Origin of the sequence: Vibrio sp. D420a (genome assembly GCF_030248625.1) — a bacterium.
GTDB classification, from domain to species: domain Bacteria; phylum Pseudomonadota; class Gammaproteobacteria; order Enterobacterales; family Vibrionaceae; genus Vibrio; species Vibrio fortis_A.
Map to the genome: position 1 here is coordinate 41,509 of NZ_JAHGAN010000007.1, position 22,613 is coordinate 64,121.

24 protein-coding genes are annotated in these 22,613 nt (G+C 45.0%); 11 read left to right on the forward strand and 13 right to left on the reverse strand.

The window, feature by feature from the left end:
* Positions 1 to 23 precede the first annotated feature (23 nt).
* The 6 genes from KI743_RS07100 to KI743_RS07125 form a co-directional block, all read right to left on the reverse strand.
* Positions 24 to 896: a patatin family protein gene (locus tag KI743_RS07100; protein ID WP_285465739.1), complete on the reverse strand. Its 873-nt coding sequence runs from the start codon at positions 894 to 896 to the stop codon at positions 24 to 26.
* A gap of 171 nt (positions 897 to 1,067) precedes the next feature.
* Complete coding sequence (locus KI743_RS07105) at positions 1,068 to 2,237, reverse strand: glycerate kinase (RefSeq protein WP_285465740.1); 1,170 nt, start codon at positions 2,235 to 2,237, stop codon at positions 1,068 to 1,070.
* 252 nt (positions 2,238 to 2,489) lie between these two features.
* Entirely contained in the window at positions 2,490 to 2,783 is a 294-nt protein-coding gene (locus tag KI743_RS07110; RefSeq protein WP_285465741.1) for a hypothetical protein, read from the reverse strand.
* Positions 2,784 to 2,824: 41 nt separating this feature from the next.
* Positions 2,825 to 3,163 (reverse strand): Fis family transcriptional regulator, encoded by a 339-nt coding sequence (locus KI743_RS07115; protein WP_285465742.1) that lies wholly within the window; start codon positions 3,161 to 3,163, stop codon positions 2,825 to 2,827.
* Between the two features lie 218 nt (positions 3,164 to 3,381).
* The gene (locus tag KI743_RS07120; RefSeq protein ID WP_285465743.1) at positions 3,382 to 4,359 is read right to left on the reverse strand and encodes a Gfo/Idh/MocA family protein; all 978 of its coding nucleotides are present in this window, start codon (positions 4,357 to 4,359) and stop codon (positions 3,382 to 3,384) included.
* 3 nt (positions 4,360 to 4,362) lie between these two features.
* Complete coding sequence (locus KI743_RS07125) at positions 4,363 to 4,662, reverse strand: putative quinol monooxygenase (RefSeq protein WP_032550577.1); 300 nt, start codon at positions 4,660 to 4,662, stop codon at positions 4,363 to 4,365.
* 106 nt (positions 4,663 to 4,768) lie between these two features.
* Between KI743_RS07125 and KI743_RS07130 the strand changes: the two genes are divergently transcribed.
* On the forward strand, positions 4,769 to 5,650 hold the full coding sequence (locus KI743_RS07130; protein WP_285465744.1) for a LysR family transcriptional regulator: 882 nt from the start codon (positions 4,769 to 4,771) through the stop codon (positions 5,648 to 5,650).
* Here KI743_RS07130 and KI743_RS07135 read toward each other — a convergent pair.
* The 3 genes from KI743_RS07135 to soxR all read right to left on the reverse strand — a co-directional run bounded on the left by KI743_RS07135 (position 5,642) and on the right by soxR (position 8,172).
* Positions 5,642 to 6,838 carry a winged helix-turn-helix domain-containing protein gene (locus tag KI743_RS07135; RefSeq protein ID WP_285465746.1) on the reverse strand — a complete coding sequence of 399 codons (1,197 nt, stop codon included), beginning with the start codon at positions 6,836 to 6,838 and terminating at the stop codon, positions 5,642 to 5,644. The two genes, KI743_RS07130 and KI743_RS07135, sit on opposite strands and share 9 nt — an antisense overlap.
* Positions 6,839 to 6,949: 111 nt before the next feature.
* Positions 6,950 to 7,600, reverse strand: a complete 651-nt coding sequence (locus KI743_RS07140) for a DsbA family oxidoreductase (RefSeq protein ID WP_285465747.1) — start codon at positions 7,598 to 7,600, stop codon at positions 6,950 to 6,952.
* A 125-nt stretch (positions 7,601 to 7,725) separates the two neighbouring features.
* Positions 7,726 to 8,172: a redox-sensitive transcriptional activator SoxR gene (soxR, locus tag KI743_RS07145; protein WP_285465748.1), complete on the reverse strand. Its 447-nt coding sequence runs from the start codon at positions 8,170 to 8,172 to the stop codon at positions 7,726 to 7,728.
* Positions 8,173 to 8,256: 84 nt separating this feature from the next.
* Between soxR and KI743_RS07150 the strand changes: the two genes are divergently transcribed.
* A complete protein-coding gene (locus KI743_RS07150; RefSeq protein ID WP_285465749.1) occupies positions 8,257 to 9,459 on the forward strand; it encodes an MFS transporter in 1,203 nt (400 codons plus the stop codon).
* A gap of 83 nt (positions 9,460 to 9,542) precedes the next feature.
* On the opposite strand, the gene KI743_RS07155 is transcribed toward KI743_RS07150, so the two are convergent.
* Positions 9,543 to 10,340 (reverse strand): Cof-type HAD-IIB family hydrolase, encoded by a 798-nt coding sequence (locus KI743_RS07155; RefSeq protein ID WP_285465750.1) that lies wholly within the window; start codon positions 10,338 to 10,340, stop codon positions 9,543 to 9,545.
* A gap of 120 nt (positions 10,341 to 10,460) precedes the next feature.
* A complete protein-coding gene (locus tag KI743_RS07160; protein WP_285465751.1) occupies positions 10,461 to 11,000 on the reverse strand; it encodes a TetR/AcrR family transcriptional regulator in 540 nt (179 codons plus the stop codon).
* A 142-nt stretch (positions 11,001 to 11,142) separates the two neighbouring features.
* Between KI743_RS07160 and KI743_RS07165 the strand changes: the two genes are divergently transcribed.
* The 3 genes from KI743_RS07165 to arsB all read left to right on the forward strand — a co-directional run bounded on the left by KI743_RS07165 (position 11,143) and on the right by arsB (position 13,328).
* Positions 11,143 to 11,667 carry an HPP family protein gene (locus KI743_RS07165; RefSeq protein ID WP_285465752.1) on the forward strand — a complete coding sequence of 175 codons (525 nt, stop codon included), beginning with the start codon at positions 11,143 to 11,145 and terminating at the stop codon, positions 11,665 to 11,667.
* A gap of 135 nt (positions 11,668 to 11,802) precedes the next feature.
* Positions 11,803 to 12,141 (forward strand): helix-turn-helix transcriptional regulator, encoded by a 339-nt coding sequence (locus KI743_RS07170; protein ID WP_032550585.1) that lies wholly within the window; start codon positions 11,803 to 11,805, stop codon positions 12,139 to 12,141.
* A 131-nt stretch (positions 12,142 to 12,272) separates the two neighbouring features.
* The gene (arsB, locus tag KI743_RS07175) at positions 12,273 to 13,328 is read left to right on the forward strand and encodes an ACR3 family arsenite efflux transporter (protein WP_285465753.1); all 1,056 of its coding nucleotides are present in this window, start codon (positions 12,273 to 12,275) and stop codon (positions 13,326 to 13,328) included.
* A 102-nt stretch (positions 13,329 to 13,430) separates the two neighbouring features.
* Here arsB and KI743_RS07180 read toward each other — a convergent pair whose 3' ends face one another.
* Positions 13,431 to 14,312 carry a LysR family transcriptional regulator gene (locus KI743_RS07180; protein ID WP_285465754.1) on the reverse strand — a complete coding sequence of 294 codons (882 nt, stop codon included), beginning with the start codon at positions 14,310 to 14,312 and terminating at the stop codon, positions 13,431 to 13,433.
* Positions 14,313 to 14,431: 119 nt separating this feature from the next.
* On the opposite strand from KI743_RS07180, the gene KI743_RS07185 reads away from it, so the two are divergent.
* From KI743_RS07185 to KI743_RS07210, 6 genes are all read left to right on the forward strand, one after another.
* Positions 14,432 to 14,863 carry a PACE efflux transporter gene (locus KI743_RS07185; RefSeq protein ID WP_285465755.1) on the forward strand — a complete coding sequence of 144 codons (432 nt, stop codon included), beginning with the start codon at positions 14,432 to 14,434 and terminating at the stop codon, positions 14,861 to 14,863.
* Positions 14,864 to 15,404: 541 nt separating this feature from the next.
* Positions 15,405 to 16,259, forward strand: a complete 855-nt coding sequence (locus KI743_RS07190) for an MIP/aquaporin family protein (RefSeq protein WP_150869894.1) — start codon at positions 15,405 to 15,407, stop codon at positions 16,257 to 16,259.
* 59 nt (positions 16,260 to 16,318) lie between these two features.
* Positions 16,319 to 17,845, forward strand: coding sequence for a glycerol kinase GlpK (gene glpK, locus KI743_RS07195; protein WP_285465756.1), 1,527 nt, complete (start codon positions 16,319 to 16,321; stop codon positions 17,843 to 17,845).
* 202 nt (positions 17,846 to 18,047) lie between these two features.
* Positions 18,048 to 18,833, forward strand: a complete 786-nt coding sequence (locus KI743_RS07200; protein ID WP_032550593.1) for a DeoR/GlpR family transcriptional regulator — start codon at positions 18,048 to 18,050, stop codon at positions 18,831 to 18,833.
* Positions 18,834 to 19,070: 237 nt separating this feature from the next.
* On the forward strand, positions 19,071 to 20,630 hold the full coding sequence (gene glpD / locus KI743_RS07205) for a glycerol-3-phosphate dehydrogenase (protein ID WP_152469938.1): 1,560 nt from the start codon (positions 19,071 to 19,073) through the stop codon (positions 20,628 to 20,630).
* Positions 20,631 to 20,824: 194 nt separating this feature from the next.
* Positions 20,825 to 21,634 carry an SDR family NAD(P)-dependent oxidoreductase gene (locus tag KI743_RS07210; protein WP_285465757.1) on the forward strand — a complete coding sequence of 270 codons (810 nt, stop codon included), beginning with the start codon at positions 20,825 to 20,827 and terminating at the stop codon, positions 21,632 to 21,634.
* A 73-nt stretch (positions 21,635 to 21,707) separates the two neighbouring features.
* Here the strand turns inward: KI743_RS07210 and KI743_RS07215 are convergent, their stop codons facing one another.
* Complete coding sequence (locus tag KI743_RS07215; RefSeq protein ID WP_285465758.1) at positions 21,708 to 22,601, reverse strand: LysR family transcriptional regulator; 894 nt, start codon at positions 22,599 to 22,601, stop codon at positions 21,708 to 21,710.
* Positions 22,602 to 22,613 lie beyond the last annotated feature (12 nt).

Consider the following 22,613-nt stretch of genomic DNA (forward strand, 5'->3'; position numbering starts at 1 on the left):
AGCTCGTGGTTCATTAAAAGATCCTAAATACAGAAGTGGCAGTTTTCCGTATCTAAGCCATGAATACCATTTCGAATCGCCAAATGTTCATTACCCGCATCGATACCCATTTGGTACCCCTCACTCAATAGCGTCTGGTCCATGGTCAGCCTTTTTACTCCAAAATTCTCTGGGGGCGCGATCACTTTGATCTTGGCATCCTTCGGTGGGTTACGAATAAACTCTAGCGACTGGTTATAGTTTTCAGCACGTACCGCCATCGATTCTGCAATATTGGGATACTTTGAAAGCAGCTTTTTGATCACCCATTGATATTTTTGTGGCTTCATCTGATAGCTCAAGGGATGTGACAAGATCACAGTAATATCACGCGCGCCGCGACGATAAGCTTCTCGAACGGGAATAGAGTCCGCGACACCACCATCGGTATAACAACCACCTGAAAAGCATGGCGTTTCTCGATAAGCGATAGGTAAAGCTGTTGTCGCCTCTACGACATTGGAAAGGTTTTCTGGCTTGATTTGGTAGTAGTTCGCATTACCAGTTTCAACATTGGTCACCACTGCATAAAACGGAATGCCCCCAAATAGACGGCTGTAATCTAATGGGTAACGTAGGTTCGACTCTTCCCACAACCATTTCACGTCTACCAAATTGCCACCCTTGGCAAAACGCGCTGGGTTAAAAAAGGCTTTGTCTGTCGCCATGGTGGTGATCACATCTAGACTACGACGTGGTGCATGAGACAGATAGCCGATTATGTTGGAAACGCCAGCCGACACACCGAATGCAAAATCATACGGTTTAAAACCCTCCGCCATGAATGCATCCAATACACCCGCTGCGAAAATACCTCGCATTGCGCCGCCTTCTACAATCAGTGCTTTCTTACTCATTTTTCTACTCTATTTACTGCTCTAAAACTGATAAAAGGAATAGTAAAACTCGCTAGCTCCAAATGATAATGGGATAAATTTATAGATTCGATAGGCAAAATCTATCGACAAAAAACCGCAGACGAAGTCGCCTGCAGTTACAAAGATTTAAATAAGTCAGATTTATGAAGATCAGTTAAGAATGGCAGAGCCGAGTTTTAATGTCGCGGCTATGTTTCGTGCTGTTCGAGTTAGGTTGGTTTCTGCCTCTTTCAATACTTGCTCTAGCGGCTGAGGAGAACGTACTGTGCCAAAAAGCGCTCCCATCGCAGAGTAGAGCTCATCAACTTCAGTGCCCAGCGAACCCGCAATTCCTATCGTTGGGATACCCTGCTTTTGTGCTCGCAGCGCAATACCGAAAGGGGTTTTACCTTGCAGGGTTTGGTTGTCCATCTGCCCTTCTCCAGTAATAACCAGTGAAGCACCTTTAAGTACCTCGTCAGCATTTAGCGTGTCTAGCACCATCTCAATACCTGGCTTTAACTGCATTGCAAACAGCAAGCTCAAACCCATTGGCGAGCCACCCGCAGCCCCATACCCTGATATTTCTAAGGTGTCGGCTTTGGCAGCGCTAGGATGTTGTTGCATGGCAACGGTCGCAAAGTGGTGAAGAGCCGAATCCAACGCTTGCACTTGTTCAGGCGATGCCCCTTTCTGTGGACCAAAAATATAACTCGCACCATTTTCACCGCAAAGCGGGTTTGCAACATCACAGGCGACTGTCAGGTCAATATTACTCAAGCGCTCATCGGCCCCTGAAAGGTCGATCGTCGTTAGCTGAGACAAAGCAAATCCACCTAACGCGATTTCTTTACCTTGGTCATCCAGCAGCTTGCCTCCTAGAGCCTGAACAATACCTGCACCGCCATCATTGGTCGCACTGCCGCCTAGCCCAAGTATGATTGCCTCTGCACCTTGCTCAATCGCTTCAAGCATTAATTGCCCAGTACCAAACGACGTCGCTAGCATTGGGTTACGCTTATCTGGAGCTAACAAATCCAAACCGGACGCTTTGGCAATCTCAACAAGGGCAGTACGCTTTGGGTTACTAGGTGAAGGCTCTAGCATTGCCCATTGCGCGGCAACTGTATTACCAAGCGGGCCCATAACTTCAGTGGTGTACTTGTTACCCGACAATCCCTGAAGCAGCACATCGACAGTGCCTTCTCCGCCATCAGCTAGGGGAAGTGCCACATACTCTGCATCCGGAAACACTTCTCGAAAGCCATTTTCAATACATTTCGCCACAGAAGCAGCGTCTAATGACTCTTTGAATGAGTCTGGTGCGATAACTATTTTCATAATTCGTAGATCCAATAAGCCCCTATGAGTGATCGACAAGCCAATCAAACGATAGGGGCAGTATAACCAGAGACGCGGTATTAGCTTGCTGCTGCAGCTTTTACTTGTGACTTCTCTTTAGATTTTAACCAAACCATAATCGCGCCAAGTACAGCAATTGGTACTAATGGGTCGATCTAGACAAACCAAACAATAGAGGTATTGAAGTTATTTGCTAATCGAACCCTTGGGATTAAGGGCTAGAGTACTCTTCTAGCCCCTTCGAAGCACCTTCACAATACGAGCCGCAAAGAAGATCACTAAGCTAGCAACATAGATCTTGCCAACCCATAAGCCCAGGTTAATAAGCTGATTTTCCTGCTCAACGAGAAGCTTATATTCAGCGTTTGAGAGATAAGGGTCATCAAAGGGGGCAATAGTGACCCCAAAAATAAGCCAAATAAACAGAGCAACACCGCCTACAGAGACAAATAATGCCAGCAGTGAAAGTTGTTTAAGCACTCCTAATAGTGTTTGCGTATTCAACGACCATTGAGCTTTTTTCACTTTATGTCCTCTATCGTGGGGAAATGCGTGAAACGAGATGACTAGAGTCTCAAGTTCCACTTGCCTTGATGGTCACGGTCGCAGTTTTCTTGGGTGTCGTAACTGATGTGTTTATCCGCACTCTTGAGTTTAATCCCAACCTGATTGAACGCATTTTGAATGACTGAAGCGACTTCCTGTTGGCCTCCACTCTCTAAGAAATGGGTTCTATCTTGATTAGTATCGAATACACCAACGATTTTCAGGCTCTGAGGAAAAGAAGAGAAGTTGACTATATGAGTCACCCACAGAAAACCATCGTAGCCTTTCAACGTATCTTCACAAACCTCGGTGAGTACGTCTCTAATTTGATTTTCTATCTTCTTATCCGATTTGCGCATAAAGCAACGTCCCTATTTAACACCTTAAAGTATAAGGTTTTTACAACTCAAATCTATTAAGCCGTATTGGACACTGCGGCTGCTTGAATTGCAAAGTATTTATAGGAAATCAAAAGGGAAAATATTTGGGGGAATATGTGAGAAAGAACGACCCACGTTGATTAGCTGAGCTATGCAGCAAGGTAATCAAGCATGAGTCGTACATACAAGTCTGAAGGTTAAGCGCTCGCGGCTTGTTCCCAATCCGTCAGCAACTTCATGATTACGCGTGAGTTTTGGTGAGTTGCCATTGGCGCAGCAAGTTCCTTGTTACCTTGCTCAACCCCCCGGCGGATATTGCGCACTTGATAATGGAAGCCATCGCCTTGCGCTTCAACTTTCACTTCACGCTTCGACGTTTCGTAGATCTCAACCGTGAATCTGTTTTCTTCAGTCGGTAACCATGGGTTGGTATCGAGCGTGATACAGCCTTTGCTACCTAGAATCGTAAAACCATGCTTTAGCCCATGGTCTTCTGCAGTGTGGATTTGAACGGTAAAGCTATCATTGAAGCGCATCATCGCTGACGATTCGCAGATATTACCATCTTGGCCACGTCGACCGATTGCAGAGATCTGTAGGTTTTCAAACACACTCTCTCCAAACTGGTGCTGTGCGACAGAGTGAATCAGAGACATCGGGTAACAACCTAGATTGTACAATGCGCCTTTACTTTCTGGATTCACAAACTGATCAATCGCCGCGATGTATGACGCTTGAATCGAACGTACTTCACCAATATCGCCACTTGCTAGCTCTTTATGAAGCGAAGCGATAAGTGGGTGGTTTAGATACATCAAGCCTTCAGCAAAGAATACGCCCGCTTCTTTAACAGCTGCTAGCGCTGCGTCTGTTTTCTCCACATCAACTGACAACGATTTCTCACACAGAATCGCTTTGCCTTTTTGAGCAGCTTTAATTACATACTCATGGTGAACGTGATTTGGTAGCGCAATGTAGATAATATCAACTGACTCATCTTCGATTAGAGCGTCATAGCTATTAAAAGTGACGGTTGGCTGATATTGCGCAGCAAAATCGTTCAGTGTTTTCTCTGTACGCCCTGCAACTGCGTACAACTCACTTTGAGCATCGCCTTTGATTGCATCTGCCATGACACCCGAAATAAAGCTAGTACCTAGGATTCCCCATTTCATCGCTTACTTCTCCTGCTTCTGAGTTTCAAATGCTTGTACCAGTTCAGTCATATCGGTCTGAATAAAGGCCTGCGTATGAGGCATACCAAAGTGTTGATTGATCGCTTCACGATCAGCGTACTGCTCAAGCAAGATAACTCTATCACTCTGCTTTTCATCATAGGTTGCAATCGCTTGTAAGCAACCCGGTTCACTCTGCATGTCTAGGCAGAACTGCTCAATCGCTTCGATGGCTACAGCACGCTCAATGTTTGGCTTTATTCTTAGTTCAGCCGTTACGAAGATAGGATTCGTCATTTTCATCTTTCCACAGTTTTAGATCCTCACTAATATAATTAACCCTTAATAATTGATAAACTCACGTTTCGTTTATTGTTTGTAAACTAATAGTGTTTAATAAGGCTTTATCATGGATAAACTCACCAGTATGAAGGTATTCGCTTATGTGGTTGAGCATGGCAGTTTTCGACGAGCGGCCGATCACTTTGCCCTCTCAGCGACCATGATCAGCAAGCATGTTCACTCACTAGAGACAGGCCTTAATACTCAACTCTTGCACCGAACCACGCGCAAACAGTCTTTAACCGACTCCGGCCAGCTCTATTACCGCGAGTGTAAACGGATACTGGAAGATATCAGTAACGCAGAAAATCTGATTCAGACACTCGAAAACAAGCCGCAAGGCACAGTGAAAATTAACAGCCCTATCACCTATGGAAATAAGGTGTTAGCTCCCATCATTGCCAAGTTCTTAAGCCAACATCCAAGTATTAACGTTGAACTGATGCTCAATAATGACCTCGTTGATCCTTACTCTTCGGACATCGATTTGATTGTGCGTATTGGGGAACTCACCGACTCCAGTTTGGTTGCTCGTCATCTGGGTGATTATGAGATGATTTATGCCGTATCACCTTGCTACTTAGACAGCAATCCTAAGATTGAATCGGTCGAAGACTTAGCTAACCACCCATCTTTAGGTTTCAGTTACTCTAGCCGCGGTGATAGCCAAACTAAGCAGACTGCAATTCACTCTGGAACCTCTGATCACGTTCGATTGCATTCAAACAATGGTGACGTACTTCGATATGCAGCTTTGCAAGGGGTAGGCGTATTACTTCAACCTCGAATTTTGGTTGAAGAGGAGTTAGAAAAAGGAACATTGAAAGAGATTTTGCCAGGATGCGCGCCCAAACCGAAACCGGTTCACCTGCTGTACAAGACTAAGCAACTCTCTTTAAAAAATAGAACTTTTGTCGATTTTTTGCTGAGCGAGTTAAACCTAACCTAATAGAGCCTTTAAGCGCTGTGTTAAAACATCACGAACCGCCAGTGGCGTAGACTGATGAACAACGCAATGTGAGCATTGATTAAACGCCATGAAGTGTTTCAGCTCCAGCACTAAGGCTTCAACAAACGACTCAAGCTGTTTGACCTTACTTTCGAGCACTAGGTTGTTGATGTGTAAACACCCTTGTTTACGGTTAACTTTACAATCCATACGCGCTACCAACTCACCCTGCCACAGCAAAGGCAGGCTAAAATAGCCATATTGACGCTTGGCCTCTGGGACATAACATTCGATCAGATAATCAAAGTTGAACAGGGCATTCATTCGCTTTCTTTGAATCAGAAGATTATCAAACGGCGATAATATTTTGAGCTTACCTCGGCTCAATGGTCTCTTGAGCAGATCGAGCGAGTGTGGAAGTAAATAGTAAGTGTTCTGCTCAATGGCAACCTCTATCACCTCGCCCTCCTCCAGCATCTGCTGTAAGACTTGGTTAAGCAGCGGCTTGACGTTCTTCAGTAGGTAACTCATTTCCGAAACGAGCCCCACTCCATTCGCCTGCAAAAATTGGACTATCAGATAACGAGCATATTCGAACTCGCTGGGCACGCTGGTATCAATGTGGCTAGGAACGACGCGCTCGGTTAAATCATACACCTTGTGAAAATTAACCCGCTTAGGCACCATCAAATCCCCCTGCATAAACAAGGTTTCCAACGCTTGTTTGGCAGGTTTACCGCCCCATCCACCTTTGTTAGTCCGTTCACCCTCAAAGTCTTTGGCCATTAACGGACCTTCTTGCTCAATTCGTTTGAGTACATCGTCCATCAAGCTTTGATCTTTCTTATACCAGTGTTTCAGCTGTCCGGTTTTAAAGCCGTTTTTACGATACAGGCTGTAGCGATAATCACGCATTGGTAAATAAGCGGCAGCGTGCGACCAATACTCAAAGACCTGCTTTTGTTCGAGCAGTACATCAAGATCTTTGGGTTGATAGCGAGCATTTCGATTCCAAAGCGTATGGTGATGAGCACGCTGTATCACTGAGATAGTGTCAATTTGAATATAACCGAGCTGCTCAAGAGCTGACAAAGTGACTGCTTTAGAGGACTGTTTGACCTGCTTAGGCGGCAACAGTTGAGAGTGCAGAATAACTTTTCGAGCTTGGGCGAGAGACAGCGAATCCATAAAGATCCTGAGAGTGACGAAGGGAATAAAAATAGCCTATCGATTCATATGTGTGCTGTAAAACGACGTAGTCACAAAACAGCAAACAGTCTCAATAGGCTATGCAGATGGTTATGACTCTTGTTCTAGCTCTTCGAGTAAGATCTGTTTATACGTTTCTACCGTTTGTGCACCAGTCACAGCGCTGGTTCGGTTGATCACAACCGTAGGAACAGAAGAGATACCTAGTCTTTGCCATTGGAACTCTTGCGCCTCTACTTGCTCGATGTGAGATGCCTGAGTCAAACGCTCAAGCGCTTTTTCTGCGTCTAGACCAACTTGTTCTAACTCGGCTTTCACCACATTGAGGTCAGAAAGGTCTTTCTGTTCGCTAAAGTGTGCAGTGAAGAAACGCAGTTTAAGGTCGGTTTGTTTGCCATGCTCATTAGCATATTCGAGCAATACGTGAAGGTGACGGGAGTTTACCATTCTCATTTCATCGTAAAAATCGAATGTAAAGCCAACCTCTTTACCACGTTCAGTGATATTTAGACGATTTTGCTGACTCTGCTCCGCACTGATTTGGTATTTACGCATTAGATGCTCACGAAGGTTTTCACCCTCTTGTGGCATGTCTGGGTTTAGCTCAAAAGGCTGCCAAGTAAGCCCAACCTTCTGTTCTAGTCCAAGCTCTTGAATCGCCTTTTCCAAATTCTTGTAACCAACCACGCACCAAGGGCACATGACATCGGAAACTACATCTAACTGGATTTTATTACTCATCGTTTTTCACTTAGTACTCTACGTACAGTTATGCTAGTTGAGATAATATAGATAATTATGAACAGTCGTTCAACTATAAATTAGTTCTAGCTTATATACATCGAGTTACCTTGAAAGCACCTTAACTACTCTTGGCTTTCTTGCTTTCCTTGAATCAAACTCCCCCCAGTTTGATGCACACCTTTAGTGTCATCAGGGTTGTAAAGTTTGCATTTCTCCATCGATAAACAACCACAATAGATACAGCCACTTAACTCACTTTGCAGTGTTTTTAAGCTCTGAATCTTTGCTTCTAACTGCTTGTTCCAATCCAGAGCAAGTTGCTCCCACTCCTCTTTCTTAGGTGCTCGATGAGTGGGCAGCGTTGCTAGTGCATCAATGATCTCTTGTAGAGACAAGCCGATATTTTGCGCTGCTTTGATTACTGCAATTCTTCTTAGAATTTGTCGATCAAACTGGCGACGATTCCCTTGATCTCGAGTACTGGTGATAAGTCCTTTCTGCTCATAGAAATGTAGCGTTGGCACACTTACACCAGCTCGCTTAGCCACCTGCCCTACTGTCATATGCATAAACTTTCTCCTAAAAGACGTTGACCTCAAGTTAACTTTAGGATTTAGAGTAGCCCAAAACGAACACAATTACATGGACAGAGTATGAAAAGTAAAACCCCACCCTACCTCGCAGGACGATTCTTTGATGGCATTAGTTCTGGTCTCTTTATGTTGGCACTACCTTGGTTAATGCTCAGCCAGCCCGGTCAAGGTGAATTCGTCGCACTCACGGCACTGGCTTGTACCCTCACTACTTTCTGTTCAACACCCTATTTCTCAGCCTTGATCGACAGACATTCACGCAAAAACATTTTGGTTTGGATGCAGGTCATACAGTTTATGACCGCATTTTTGGTCGCTTTCATCTACGCTATCGATTGGGGAAGCTTATGGGTTTTAGGAGCAGCACAACTGGTCTTTTGGGTATCGAGTAACTTAGCTTGGCACACCAATAATGCGTTTACTCAAGAAAACTACGACCAAACGGAGTATGCGAAGATCTCAAGTTATCAAGAGGTTGTGATGCAATCGACGACGCTAGGCGCTGGCGCTCTGGGAGTGATTCTGCTGGAACAGTGGAGCATTATTGAGTTTGGGTTATTTGCAGGCGTCGCCTCTTTGTTAGCTACCTTTAGTTACCTGCTAACCCCTTACCAACGTCGTATAAAATCATCAGTTCGTACACCATTCAAACAACAACTGATTGAGATAAGGACACTCGTTATTCAATCGCCCTCTTTCTTTGCTTTTTTAATGGCGTCGTGTCTCTCTTATCCGGTACTTACTTTTCTAAGTCGTCTGGTTCCAATCTGGTTCTCTGAAATCAACATCACTGGTGATTGGTTGGCCCTTTACAACATAGCTTTAGGAGTGGGAGCTTTGGTGATTGGTTTGTTGATACCTAAAATCCTAAAAATGGCTTCTCATCAAACCATCATGCAACTGTCGATGCTGATCATAGGCTTAACTTTAGTCGCCATTGGCCAGCTCAGCGATCCGGTTTACATCATCGCGCTAACCTTAGCACTAGGGGCGTTCAATGCTCTCAATCGAATCGCAAGGACTAACTGGATGCACCATTCCGTAGACATGGCTCATCGAGGACGCGTTGATGGTGGCCTAACCTTATTCGCCACTATGACGCAAAGCTTAAGTTACGTGCTCATCGCCTTCTTAGCCTCAACTGATGCGATTGTGTACGGGTTTGTGATTGTGGGAATTATTGTACTAGCCGCAGCACTTTGGATGACACAGCTTGTTAAGCAGATTAGCCCAGAGTGCACCCTGTCGAATCAATGTGTTTAGCTTCTATTCGTAAGAAACGCTCAATAAAAAACCAGCTCCGTTACGGGGCTGGTTTTAGATGCATAAGTAAGGCGTTGAATGATTTAGTTGAGAAGCTTTTCAATCACTTGGAAAACACCTGCTTCTTTATTGCTTGGCGCACTGAAACGCGCAATCTCTTTCAATTGTGGATGCGCGTTGTCCATCGCATACGAGTGGTAGCTCTCTTTTAGCATCTCGTAATCGTTGAGGTAATCACCAAAGCTCATCGTCTGTTCGTATGTGAAGCCCAAGGTATTTTGAAGATGTTTGATCGCCGCACCTTTTGAGGCTTCCGCATTCATTACATCCAACCAAATTTTAGCACTGACGACGACTTGAAAATCTTCACCAAACTTGTCGTTGATAGAAGGATTCACAAACTCTTGCGAGCCACCGAAATGACAAATCGCAACTTTGATGAATTCATCGTCAACCGTCAGCAGATCATCCACCAGCTCGCAACGGTGATAGTATTTTGCGAATTCAGTTGTCGCTTGCTCGTCTTGCGTTTCAATATAAGCAGATTTCTTACCGCAAAGAACCAAATGAGCGCCTTCAATCTTGCGAGCCTCTTTGATGATCGCTTGAATCGATGCTTTATCGATCGTGCAGCTATAAAGCTCTTCGCCTTTATGCATCACCAGTGTGCCGTTTTCAGCAACAAACATCATGCGATCTTTAATCGGCGCAAAGGTCTCCATCAGGCTGTAGTACTGGCGACCAGAAGCCGCGGCAAACATAATATCTTGCGCTTCTAGCTTCTCATACAGGTCAAAAAATGCAGGATCGAGCTTACCGTGCTCATTGAGTAGAGTGCCGTCCATATCAGCAGCGATAAATTTAATGTTGTGGTGTGGCATCTTCAAAACTTACCTTAAAATTATTGTCATCTACTCGCCATGGCGAGCCAAGAGCGAGAGTATATCTCAACAAGGAGCGCTATTTCTTGTCCTAAACACGCCTTTCTTTCCATACCAGGATCAGTACTCAGCCAGCATCAACCAAGTTTTATGATAATGATCTTTGTCTGCTTCCAATCTTTCAAACTCGCTTCTAACAATCAGACCTTCTAAGAACACCATCATCATTTCTGAGCGAACCTCGTCGTTTGATGATGCACTGATCACCTGCTCAAGAAGGCTTTTTATCCAAGTTTTGTGCTTTTGAGATAAGTGTGCAATCTCGCTTTCAGACTCCTTAAACTCAGCCAGAGCGTGCATGAACATACAGCCCTTAAAATCGTTTTGTGCAAACCAGTTGAAATGCCAGTCTAACAGTACAGATAGTTTTTCTCGCGAACTATGAGCTTCGGCTACGCAGGCCTCTAAACTCTCTTCAAATCTCTGATGGCGCCTTGCCAAAACCGATTCAATGAGCTTGGTTTTAGAACCAAAATGACGATACATCGAAGTCTTTGAAACACCCGCTTCGTCACGAATCATATCGACACCCACCGCGGTGTAACCAAGCCGATTAAATAGAGACTCTGCCACGTCTAGAATTAGATCTTTTTTACTCATTACTTTCAACTCGTTAGATGCATTCAAAAACACAGTTTGAAATCTGTCGTTGCAAGAAGTGTACAGATCTGTATCATTCAAATCAAACAGTACAGATCTGTACACATCAAAGTATCAAACTATCCTAGTCGAGGAGATGAGTATGAGAAGTCGATTATCAGGTGGAGGCGCGCTACCACCTAAAGCTGACGCAATGCAAAAGTTAAAAGGATTTGTCGGTGGAACTGCAGGAATTTTAGTGTTGTCTCTGCTTGCGGATTATTCAGGAATACCTTGGTTAATGGCGCCATTTGGGGCCACGTGTGTATTGCTATTTGCCGTGCCCACTTCGCCGCTAGCGCAACCGAGAAACATCGTACTCGGCCACTTCATTTCGGCCGCCGTAGGATTATCTGCTCTATTTGCATTTGGTGATTCATACATCGTCATGGCGATCGCAGTCGGAACTGCCATCATGTTGATGCAACACTTCCGAACGGTTCATCCACCAGCGGGAGCTAACCCTATTGTTATAGCGTTCGCTGGCACCGCCAATATTGATTGGACATTTCTGATCACGCCGGTATTAAGTGGCAGTTTGGCTCTTGTTTTTATTGGTACTCTGTTAAACAACAGCAATAAAAACCAAGTATGGCCACTCTATTGGCTTGGAGAGAAAATCCAATAAATACATGATAGATATAGAAAAATAATAATCAGATAACGGTTAATGTGCGAGTTAGAAAAGATAAATTTGACCGACTCAGTAAATCGGCTTACTATTAATCGTCTTTTAACGATTAGTAGTAAGCGAAACATCACCATGACAGCACAATGCGAAGCGAAGGGTAACTGCGGCACGCTGCCACCTGGCAACAGTGAAGCGGAACAAGAGATGGCAGCCCTAGCCAAAGCACTTGCTCATCCTGCAAGAATACGTATTTTGAGTATTCTCTCTGCTTTAGAGAAGGCCGGTGGTTGTTTGAATAGTGACTTGGTTAGCGAATTGGGTCTTGCTCAATCGACGGTTTCTGAGCACCTAAGAATTCTGAAAGCCAGCGGTTTTATTACAGCGGAATCCATCCCACCTAAGATGTGTTACCGCATTGACCGCGACAATATTCAGCGCTTTGAATCTATCTTTAATAACATATTGAAGTAACAGCCATTTATTGGCTAGAAAACAACGATCACACTAAGTGACCGACCGAAAATGGTCTGTTCCCATTAGTGTGTTTTTTTGCCTTAATCAATCGCCTTTCGACGATTAGCGATAACAATAGAGAGAATAGTATGAAACCGAAGTTGAGTTTTCTAGATCGCTACTTAACACTCTGGATCTTCATCGCCATGGGACTGGGTGTCCTTCTGGGTATTATGTTTCCACAAATTGAGCAGTGGAACGAATCAATGTCAGTAGGCAGCACCAATATTCCATTGGCCATTGGTCTGATCCTAATGATGTATCCGCCACTGGCTAAGGTAAACTACAGCCTATTGGGCACCGTGGTTAAAGATAAACAAGCGATCAAACTGTCACTCATCATGAACTGGATCGTTGGTCCAATCTTGATGTTTGTTCTGGCGATTACATTCTTGGGTGACCACCCAGGTTACATGGTTGGCGTTATCCTAATCGGCCTTGCTCGCTGTGTAGCAATGGTATTGGTTTGGAACGACATCGGTGGCGGTAACAAAGAGTATGGTGCGGCTTTGGTTGCTCTCAACAGCGCTTTCCAAGTTGTGAGCTACAGCTTTATGGCTTGGCTGTTCATCAGCGTATTGCCGCCTGTGTTTGGTTACGAAGGCATGATGGTTGATATCTCAATGATTGATATCGCCCATAGTGTACTGATCTACTTGGGTATCCCGTTCTTGGCAGGTTTCCTAAGCCGTAAGGTCTTGGTTTCGATGAAAGGTGAACAGTGGTACACAGAGGTGTTCATCCCACGCATTTCTCCAATGACTTTGATTGCACTACTAGCAACCATTGTTCTGATGTTCAGCCTAAAAGGTGAGATGATTGTTGAACTGCCAATGGATGTACTGTTAATCGCGATTCCGCTGACAATTTACTTCACAGTGATGTTCTTTATCAGCTTCTTTATCGGTAAAAAGATGGGCATCAATTACGACAAGAACGCATCGATCGCTTTCACAGCAACGGGTAACAACTTTGAATTGGCCATTGCGGTATCTATCGCGGTGTTCGGCATTAACTCTGACCAAGCATTCGCAGGCGTTATTGGCCCACTAATCGAAGTACCAGTCCTGATTTACCTAGTAAACGTCGCTCTGAAAATGAAAGACAAATATTACTCAGGTCAAACAGTAAAAACGCTTAACTAGTGTGAGCGTATACAACCACTGTTGATACCGAAACCAAAGGCTCATTCCGAAAGGTATGAGCCTTTTTGATTTTTAAACATCGTTGAACAGCTGCACAGACATTTAATCGAGCAAACTCTTTAAACCATGCTCCAACCATTTAAGCGCAGGCCCTTTGTTTTTGGTCTTCGACAAAATCAGATCCACTGGAGGCGACCAAGTTTTATGATCAAAGGCGATGTTAATTTCCACCAGCTGCTTCTTATCGACTTCGTCTCTAACTAGGTGCTCTGGTAGGTATGCCCAGCCAATATCACTACCCAACAACATCTCTTTAATCACGATAAAACTATTCGACCACCACACTTTCCCTGCAATCAAAGGAAACTGGTCCATCAGCTTACCCTTATCTCCCCTCAACATTAGCTGTCGATGGGGAAGCAAGTCAGGCAACTTCGCTTTAGGAACACAAGCAAGGGGATGATTGGGATGACAGACCGCCACAAACGGCAGGTGACCAATAAAACAGGGCTCGGAGCCTACATCAAACGCCAAGTCAGTGAACATTAAGCCGATATCCGCTTTCTCTTGTTGTACAAACGGGTTCACTTCTGTGGTGGTGCAAGCGATCAACTCAACCTCTGTGGCAGGGAAATGCGCACTGAACTCTTTCAGTATCGGTGACAGGTTCGGGACTAGCAGTGAATCGTCGAGCGCCAATCTAATTAGCCCCTCTTGTTGATCATTAATGGCATTGACCATCACGTTCAAATCTTCGACCTGCATAATGATCGCTTTCACTTGCTTGTAAATCTGCTCACCTTCACGAGTGAGTGTCGGCTTCCGAGTTGAACGATCAAACAGCGTGGTATTGAAATCGATCTCCAGATTACTAATACCTTGGCTTACGGCAGATTGGACTTTCCCTAGCCTTCGCGCACTTGCTGAAAATGAACCCAGTTCTACCGCATAAGCGAACATTTTGAGTTGTTCTATATTGTACATACCACCTGCCTATTATCACCATTAGTGATAGTTACCATCTTTTTATTATCAACATAATCGATATTATTGCCACCATTGAAGGGGACAAATGCCCAACTGAACAGAAAAGAGAGAACAAAATGTCACATAAAGAACGAATCTTACACATGGTGCTATTTGAGCTAGTTGCATTAGTTTTAATGGCAGGGCTTGCCACTTATATTACTGGTAACGGCGCTGGGGAAATGGCGGGGTTAGCGCTTGCGATGTCGATAATTGCCATGGCTTGGAACTATGTCTACAACTACGGCTACGACAAGATCTTCGGAGCAGATAGAACAAAACGAACCAAGAAAACGCGCGTATTACACGGGCTTGGCTTTGAGCTTGGGTTAATGACCGTGACACTACCAGTGTTGATGTGGGTACTTAAACTCGACTTTCTAACCGTGCTTATCATGGATATTGGCTTAGTTGTTTTCTTCGTGGTGTATGCGATTGGCTTTAACTGGGCTTACGATTCAGCCCGTGATCTTCTGGTCAGTAAAGGCAAAGTAAAAGCATTGGCATAAGGATAAGGGAAAGGAGTTAGGTGAAACAAAAGCGGTCGTAAAAAGGAGATAAGTACGACTGCTTTCCTCAAACGATACATCGTTACTGCAATTCGATTCTTGACTACGAACTTCGAAAATCAAAAAAGTAACAACAATAAAACAAGCCGCACGACCACATCACATTTAGAAAGTCCAGTTTCAGTACCAGAGACTCTTGCGCGCAATTTAAACAACCGTTTGATTACATTTCGGTCATCAAGCCAGTAACGTCACAAAATCAAACTCTCGGCTTGTCGTACCAGTTGTGCATTGCAGCGCATACGAGTAGTTTTAGCTCGAAGTGAATGTTCGCAACTGTCATCAAAACAACCATCGAAATACCCACTCCTCTTTCATATGAGTTTCATTTGTGATCAAAGTTGCGCTAATTAACAATAAAACCGCGTTTCATTAACAAATTCATGCTCAAACGCTCATTTTTAATGTTCGTTTGTTTTCGGGTTCGCAAATATATGCACAATACACGTGCTAGACAAGCAAACTAACAAGGACTCGAACAATGACAATAAAAAAACACCCCTCTTTATTCGGCGAATGCTTAGCAGAATTTATAGGGACAGGACTACTTATTTTCTTCGGTGTAGGCTGTGTAGCTGCACTCGTACTAACTGGCGCAGCATTTGGCCAATGGGAGATCAGTATTGTATGGGGCTTCGGCGTGACCATCGCAATTTACTGTACTGCTGGCGTATCTGGTGCACACATTAACCCTGCAGTGACTATCGCACTGGCTATGTTCCACGGATTTGATAAGGCGAAGGTTGTGCCTTACATCATCTCTCAAATGCTTGGCGCATTCTGCTCAGCAGCGCTGGTATACACTCTTTACAGCAACTTGTTTACTGACTATGAAATCGCGAATAACTTCGTACGTAGCAGCCAAGACGCTCTTGCAACAGCTGGTATTTTCTCGACTTACCCACACGCTTCCCTCTCTTTCTTTGGCGCTTTTGCTGTGGAATTTGTGATTACAGCTGTTCTAATGTTTGCCATTCTTGCGCTTGGCGATGAAAACAACGGTGCGTCTCGCGGTGCAATGAACCCACTGCTTATCGGTATTCTAATTGCTGTAATTGGTGGCTCTTTAGGTCCACTAACAGGTTTCGCGATGAACCCAGCGCGTGACTTCGGTCCTAAGCTATTCGCTTACTTTGCAGGTTGGGACTACGCGCTGAGCGGTGCTCGCGACATCCCTTACTTTATTGTTCCAATTCTTGCTCCAATTGCTGGTGCGTGTTTTGGTGGCTGGTTATACCCGAAAGCCATCGCGGCATACCTACCTGCAACGGGCCAAGGTTGTACTATTCCGAATCAATGTGAAACAGAAGAAGAAGCTGAACAAGCTCGTGCTTAACCCCTAAGCCTTCCAACATTTACTAAAATATAGATAACGAAATAAAAAGGATTCTTACCATGACCGAGCAAAAATATATTGTAGCGCTAGACCAAGGCACAACAAGCTCTCGCGCTGTTATCCTCGACCATGATGCGAACATTGTTAGCTCGTCTCAACGAGAGTTTACTCAAATCTATCCAAAAGCAGGCTGGGTAGAGCACGATCCAATGGAGATTTGGGCAACACAAAGCTCAACTCTGGTTGAAGCACTAGCGAAAGCAGGCATCCGCAGTGATGAACTTGCTGGTATCGGTATCACCAACCAACGTGAAACAACGATTGTTTGGAACAAAGAGACTGGCAAACCTGTTTACAACGCAATTGTATGGCAATGTCGTCGTACCGCTGATATCTGTGAAGACCTAAAAGCGCGTGGCCTAGAAGATTACGTACGTGACAATACAGGTTTAGTCCTTGACCCGTACTTCTCAGGTACCAAAGTAAAATGGATTCTAGACAACGTTGAAGGCGCTCGCGAAGACGCTGAAGCTGGTAAGCTGCTATTCGGTACTGTCGATACATGGCTAGTTTGGAAGATGACTCAAGGCCGCGTTCACGTAACAGATTACACAAACGCATCACGTACTATGCTGTTTAACATCAACGACCTATGTTGGGACAGCAAGCTACTAGACGAGATGGGTATCCCAGCATCAATGATGCCTGAAGTGAAGCGCTCTTCTGAGGTTTACGGCCAAACTAACTTGGGTGGTAAAGGCGGTACTCGTATCCCAATCGCAGGTATTGCGGGTGACCAACAAGCTGCACTTTACGGTCAAATGTGTGTGGAAGCGGGTCAAGCGAAGAACACCTACGGTACGGGTTGTTTCCTTCTAATGAACACAGGCCAAGAGAAAGTAACATCGAAAAACGGCCTACTAACGACACTAGCATGTGGTCCTAAAGGCGAACCAGCTTACGCACTGGAAGGTGCGGTATTCATGGGTGGCGCATCAATTCAATGGCTACGTGACGAAATGAAGCTTCTGGCTGATGCGAAAGACTCTGAGTACTTCGCAACAAAAGTAGATACATCAAACGGTGTTTACGTTGTTCCTGCATTTACTGGCCTAGGCGCACCATACTGGGATGCTTACGCTCGTGGTACTATTGTTGGTCTAACTCGTGGTGTTAACTCTAACCACATCATTCGTGCGACACTGGAAGGCATCGCTTACCAAACTCGCGACGTACTAGACGCAATGCAAGCAGATTCGGGTATCAAGCTAGCCAACCTACGTGTTGATGGCGGCGCGGTAGCGAACAACTTCTTAATGCAGTTCCAATCTGACGTTCTGGATACAGAAGTTCACCGTCCTGAAGTAACCGAAGTAACAGCCCTAGGTGCAGCTTACCTTGCGGGTCTTGCAGTTGGCTTCTGGGACAACATCGATGAGCTTCAAGACAAAGCCGTTCTTGATCGCACATTCGAACCGCACCATGACGAAGAAAAGCGTAACCGTCGCTACAAAGGCTGGAAACGTGCAATCAAGTGCGCACAAGTATGGTCTGAGCTTCACGACGATGAAGAAAACGAAGATTAATTCGTTATAAATCGGGGGGTGATTTAACCAAAATCACCAAACGAAACTCAAAAGAGCACGCCTGTCGTGCTCTTTTTGCGTTTTAGCCCCGATAACTCAGCATAGAAACTTCTCACATCGCGCCAATTCGCGCACAATAGAGCGAGTATATATTTTCGAAATTGGTGTTCTAGATCAAGATCTAGGCACATGGGAGCAGTAAGTGAAGCAGATACCAAGGCACCAGCAGATTGTCGATCTGGTGAAAACACAGGGATACGTCAGCACAGACGAACTCGTTGAGAAGTTTGATGTAAGCCCACAAACCATTCGACGCGACCTCAATGAGCTCGCAGACAGCAACAAAATCCGCCGCTACCACGGTGGTGCCACTATTCCTTTAAGCTCTGAAAATACCTCTTACAACACGCGTAAAACGCTAAACTTCAATGAAAAAGACGTCATTGCTGACGAGGTGGTAAAACACATTCCAGATGGCGCGACTCTGTTCATTGATATTGGTACTACACCGGAAGCTGTCGCTCGTGCCCTCAATAAGAACCATAAACAGTTGCGTGTTGTGACGAACAACATCAATGTCGCGACTATCCTGCTGGCAAACCCTGAGATCAAGGTAATCCTCGCTGGCGGCGAAGTACGTAATAAAGATGGTGGAATCATGGGCGAAGCGACACTCGATTTCGTCAAACAGTTCCGCCTAGACTTTGGCATCCTAGGTATCAGTGGCATCGACTTCGACGGCTCACTGCTCGATTTTGATTACCATGAAGTGCGAGTAAAACAGGCCATCATTGAGAACAGCCGCAGTATCTTCATTGCAGTGGACCACTCTAAGTTCGGTCGTAATGCGATGGTGAAGTTAGGCAATATTAATCAAGCACACATGGTTTTCACTAACCAGCAGCCACCAGAAGAGATTCACACCATTCTTAAAGAAGCTGAAATTCCACTGGAAGTGATTGAAACGCGCTCAGCCCCTTCAGAATAGACATTGATTTCGCGAATCTATCATTTGCACTCAGATATGTTCGCTTGCGCAAAAAACCAGTCTACACTTTAATCAATTGTTAATAAAAACCTCTATTCGATATCGAATAGAGGTTTTTTTATGTTCAAATCACATTAAACGCGCATAAACGAAAATAAATAGTGACCAAAAACGAAAGTTAAAGTAGGATTCAATGAGTTTCAAAAATGCTCGTTCGCTCACCAAGAGGTCAAAATCATGAGTGCTCAACAACATAATACAAATAATGGTTCATCCTCCACTTTAGATTTGATCGTTATCGGTGGTGGTATTAATGGCGCAGGTATCGCAGCCGATGCAGCTGGACGCGGCCTAACGGTAGGCTTATACGAAGCTAGCGACTACGCATCAGCAACGTCATCGGCAAGTTCAAAACTCATTCACGGTGGCCTACGCTACCTAGAACACTACGAGTTTCGTTTAGTATCAGAAGCGCTAGCAGAACGTGAAGTTCTGTTAAGAAAAGCGCCACACATCGCGCAACCAATGCGCTTTCGTTTACCGCATCGCCCATTCTTGCGTCCAGCGTGGATGATTCGCTGTGGCCTATTCCTTTACGATAACTTGGGGAAACGAACTACGCTTCCAGCAAGTAAGACAGTTAACCTAGCGCAATCAGGCCTACTGAAACCTGAAATGAAAGTCGGTTTCGAATACTCAGACTGCTGGGTAGATGATGCTCGAATGGTATTGCTGAATGTACTTGCGGCGAAAGAAAATGGCGCTGAAACCCGTAACTACTGTCGCGTAGAAGCAGCACGCAGAGAAGGCGGTGTATGGGTTGTAACGATTCGCGACGTAATGACAGATCAAACATTCGAACGTAAAGCGAAAGCCCTTGTGAATGCGGCGGGTCCTTGGGTGAAACAGTTCTTTGATGATGGTCTTGAACAAGAATCTCCACGTAATATTCGCCTGATCAAAGGTTCGCACATTGTCGTGCCACGTATTCACGATGAGCCTCAAGCGTATATTCTTCAAAACAAAGATAATCGAATCGTCTTCATGATCCCTTATCTAGATAAGTTCTCGATCATCGGTACAACAGATGTTGAGTACAAAGGCGATCCTCGCGAAGTTGCTATCTCGGATGATGAAGTCGATTACCTAATCGATATTGTTAACCAACACTTTGTGCAGCAGCTAACTACCGAAGATGTGGTTTGGACATACAGTGGCGTGAGACCACTTTGTGACGACGAGTCTGACTCACCACAGGCGATCACGCGTGACTACACGTTAGAGCTTGATGCTGAACTTGATCAAGCGCCACTGCTTTCGGTGTTCGGTGGCAAGCTCACGACTTACCGTAAGCTCGGTGAAGCGGCATTGAAAAAGCTAGAACCGTTCCTACCGAATATGGGGCCAGCATGGACAGCAACCGATACGCTACCAGGTGGTAACTTTAGCTGCAGTCGCGAACAATTGGCTGACATGATGAACTCTAAGTATCCTTGGGCTTCAAAAGGTCTACTGCTTCGTTACATCACGCAGTTTGGTACTCAGACTTGGGATCTACTCGCAGGTGCAACTTGTGAAGAAGATCTTGGTAAGAAGTTCTCGTCGGAAGCACATGGTGTTTACCAACGTGAAATCGACTACTTGATCACGCAAGAGATGTCTCAAACTTCAGAAGATATGTTATGGCGTCGTACCAAACTTGGCTTATACATGAGCGATGAAGAGCAACAGATGGTGACGGACTACTTAAAGACGACACTTGAGCAAAAAGTGGTGAGTTTTTCTCAAGTGAGCTAACAGCACCTAGCTAATTCGAGCAAGCAAAAGCTTAGTCTTCCCCCGACTAAGCTTTTTTATTTTCAACGAAATCTAAAGAGTGTTTTCATCAGCCCGTTAATTATCACCATTTCAAAACCTTGCTATGCTTTATCTCAACGAAACCAAACACATAAACGCTTGCTCACTCAGCGTTTCAATAAGGAATAGATACCATGCAAAAAGTTATTCTGATTACAGGCGCTACTGATGGCATTGGCTTTGAAACAGCAAAAACACTGGTTGAACAAGGTCATCACGTTCTGTTGCACGGTCGCAATCCACAAAAATTAAAAGACGTTGAACAAAAGCTCGCGAACATTTCAGACACAGCAAAGATTGAAAGCTATGTGGCGGATCTATCGATATTGGCGGACGTAGAAGCCTTGGCGAGCAAGGTATTAGCAGAGCAGTCAAAACTCGACGTGCTGATTAATAATGCGGGTGTCTTCAACACGCCAAACCCAATCACTTCAGATGATTTGGATGTGCGCTTTGTGGTAAATACTCTCGCACCATATCACTTAACCAAGCGACTACTACCACTGTTAGACAGCTCTAGCCGAGTGGTGAACCTATCTTCTGCAGCTCAAGCGCCGGTGAGTATTGATGCGCTAGAAGGTCGTAAACCACTGTCAGATGGAGAAGCCTATGCACAAAGTAAGCTCGCTATCACTATGTGGACTCGCGAAATGGCAACCGAGTTAGCAGACAATGGTCCAATGGTTGTGGCGGTGAACCCGGCATCACTACTTGGCAGTAAAATGGTAAAAGATGCCTACGGAATTGCGGGCGGTGACTTAAGCATTGGCTCGGGTATCTTGGTACGCGCATCGCTATCCGATGAGTTTGCGAACGCTCATGGCAAATATTTCGATAACGATAATGGAGTATTTGCAAACCCACATCCAGATGCCATTCATGGTAATAAATCGCAACTGGTGGTTGAGTCGATTGAACACACGCTTGCACAGAAGCTAGCTTAAGCGAATTACGAACAGCGAATACAATAAAGCCCGCTACTATGCGGGCTTTTCACATTTAACTGTCATCCTGAAACTACATATCCCAGTAGGGTGGCGCCCCATAATGCTCAGAGAAGTAATCAATGAATGCACGCACTTTCGGCGCCAATAGACGCGAACTAGGATAGACAGCCCAAATAGATGGCTCAGAGGTGAGCGGGTAGTCGTCTAACACGCGAACAAGCTCACCACTTTTTAGCTTATCGTAAACACACCATGTTGAGGCAATGGCTAGACCGATTCCGCCAATAGCAGCATCTCTCAGAGCCTCACCATTATCAGTACGAAATGGACCATTCGCTTTTACAGTGACAGGCCCTGTCTCAGTCTGAAACGTCCAGTTCTCAAGCCCGATCAAACTGTTACACTGATGATCGTTTAAGTCTTGAGGAGTGACTGGCTTACCATATTTGATTAAGTAATCAGGAGAGGCACAGATAATACGATCATCCGGCGCAAGCTTTCGAGCAATCAAAGAAGAGTCTTTGAGCTCAGAGATACGAATCGCAATATCAAAGCCACCCTCGACCATATCGACCACTGTGTCAGACAATCTCAAGTCAACCTTAAGGCCCGGGTAAGCTTCCATAAAACCGGCCAAAGCAGGCACCAAGTGCAAGCGACCAAATGATGCCGATGCCGTTACCCTAAGCGTGCCCGTTGGAGAGTCACTGCCGACGCCAATTGCTGAACGAGCGGCATCTACGCTAGACAACACCTCTTCGGCATGCGGCAGAAATGCTTGCCCCTCTTCAGTCAATGACACTTTACGGGTAGTACGATGCACAAGGCGTACTCCCAAATTGTCTTCGAGCTTACTGATATGCGAACTTGCAACCGCTGGTGACAGCCCGAGCTCTTGCCCAGCCATACTGATGTTATGAGTCGAAGCTAAGCGAACAAACAATTTCAGGTGTTCAATATTCATCTGATTACCAAC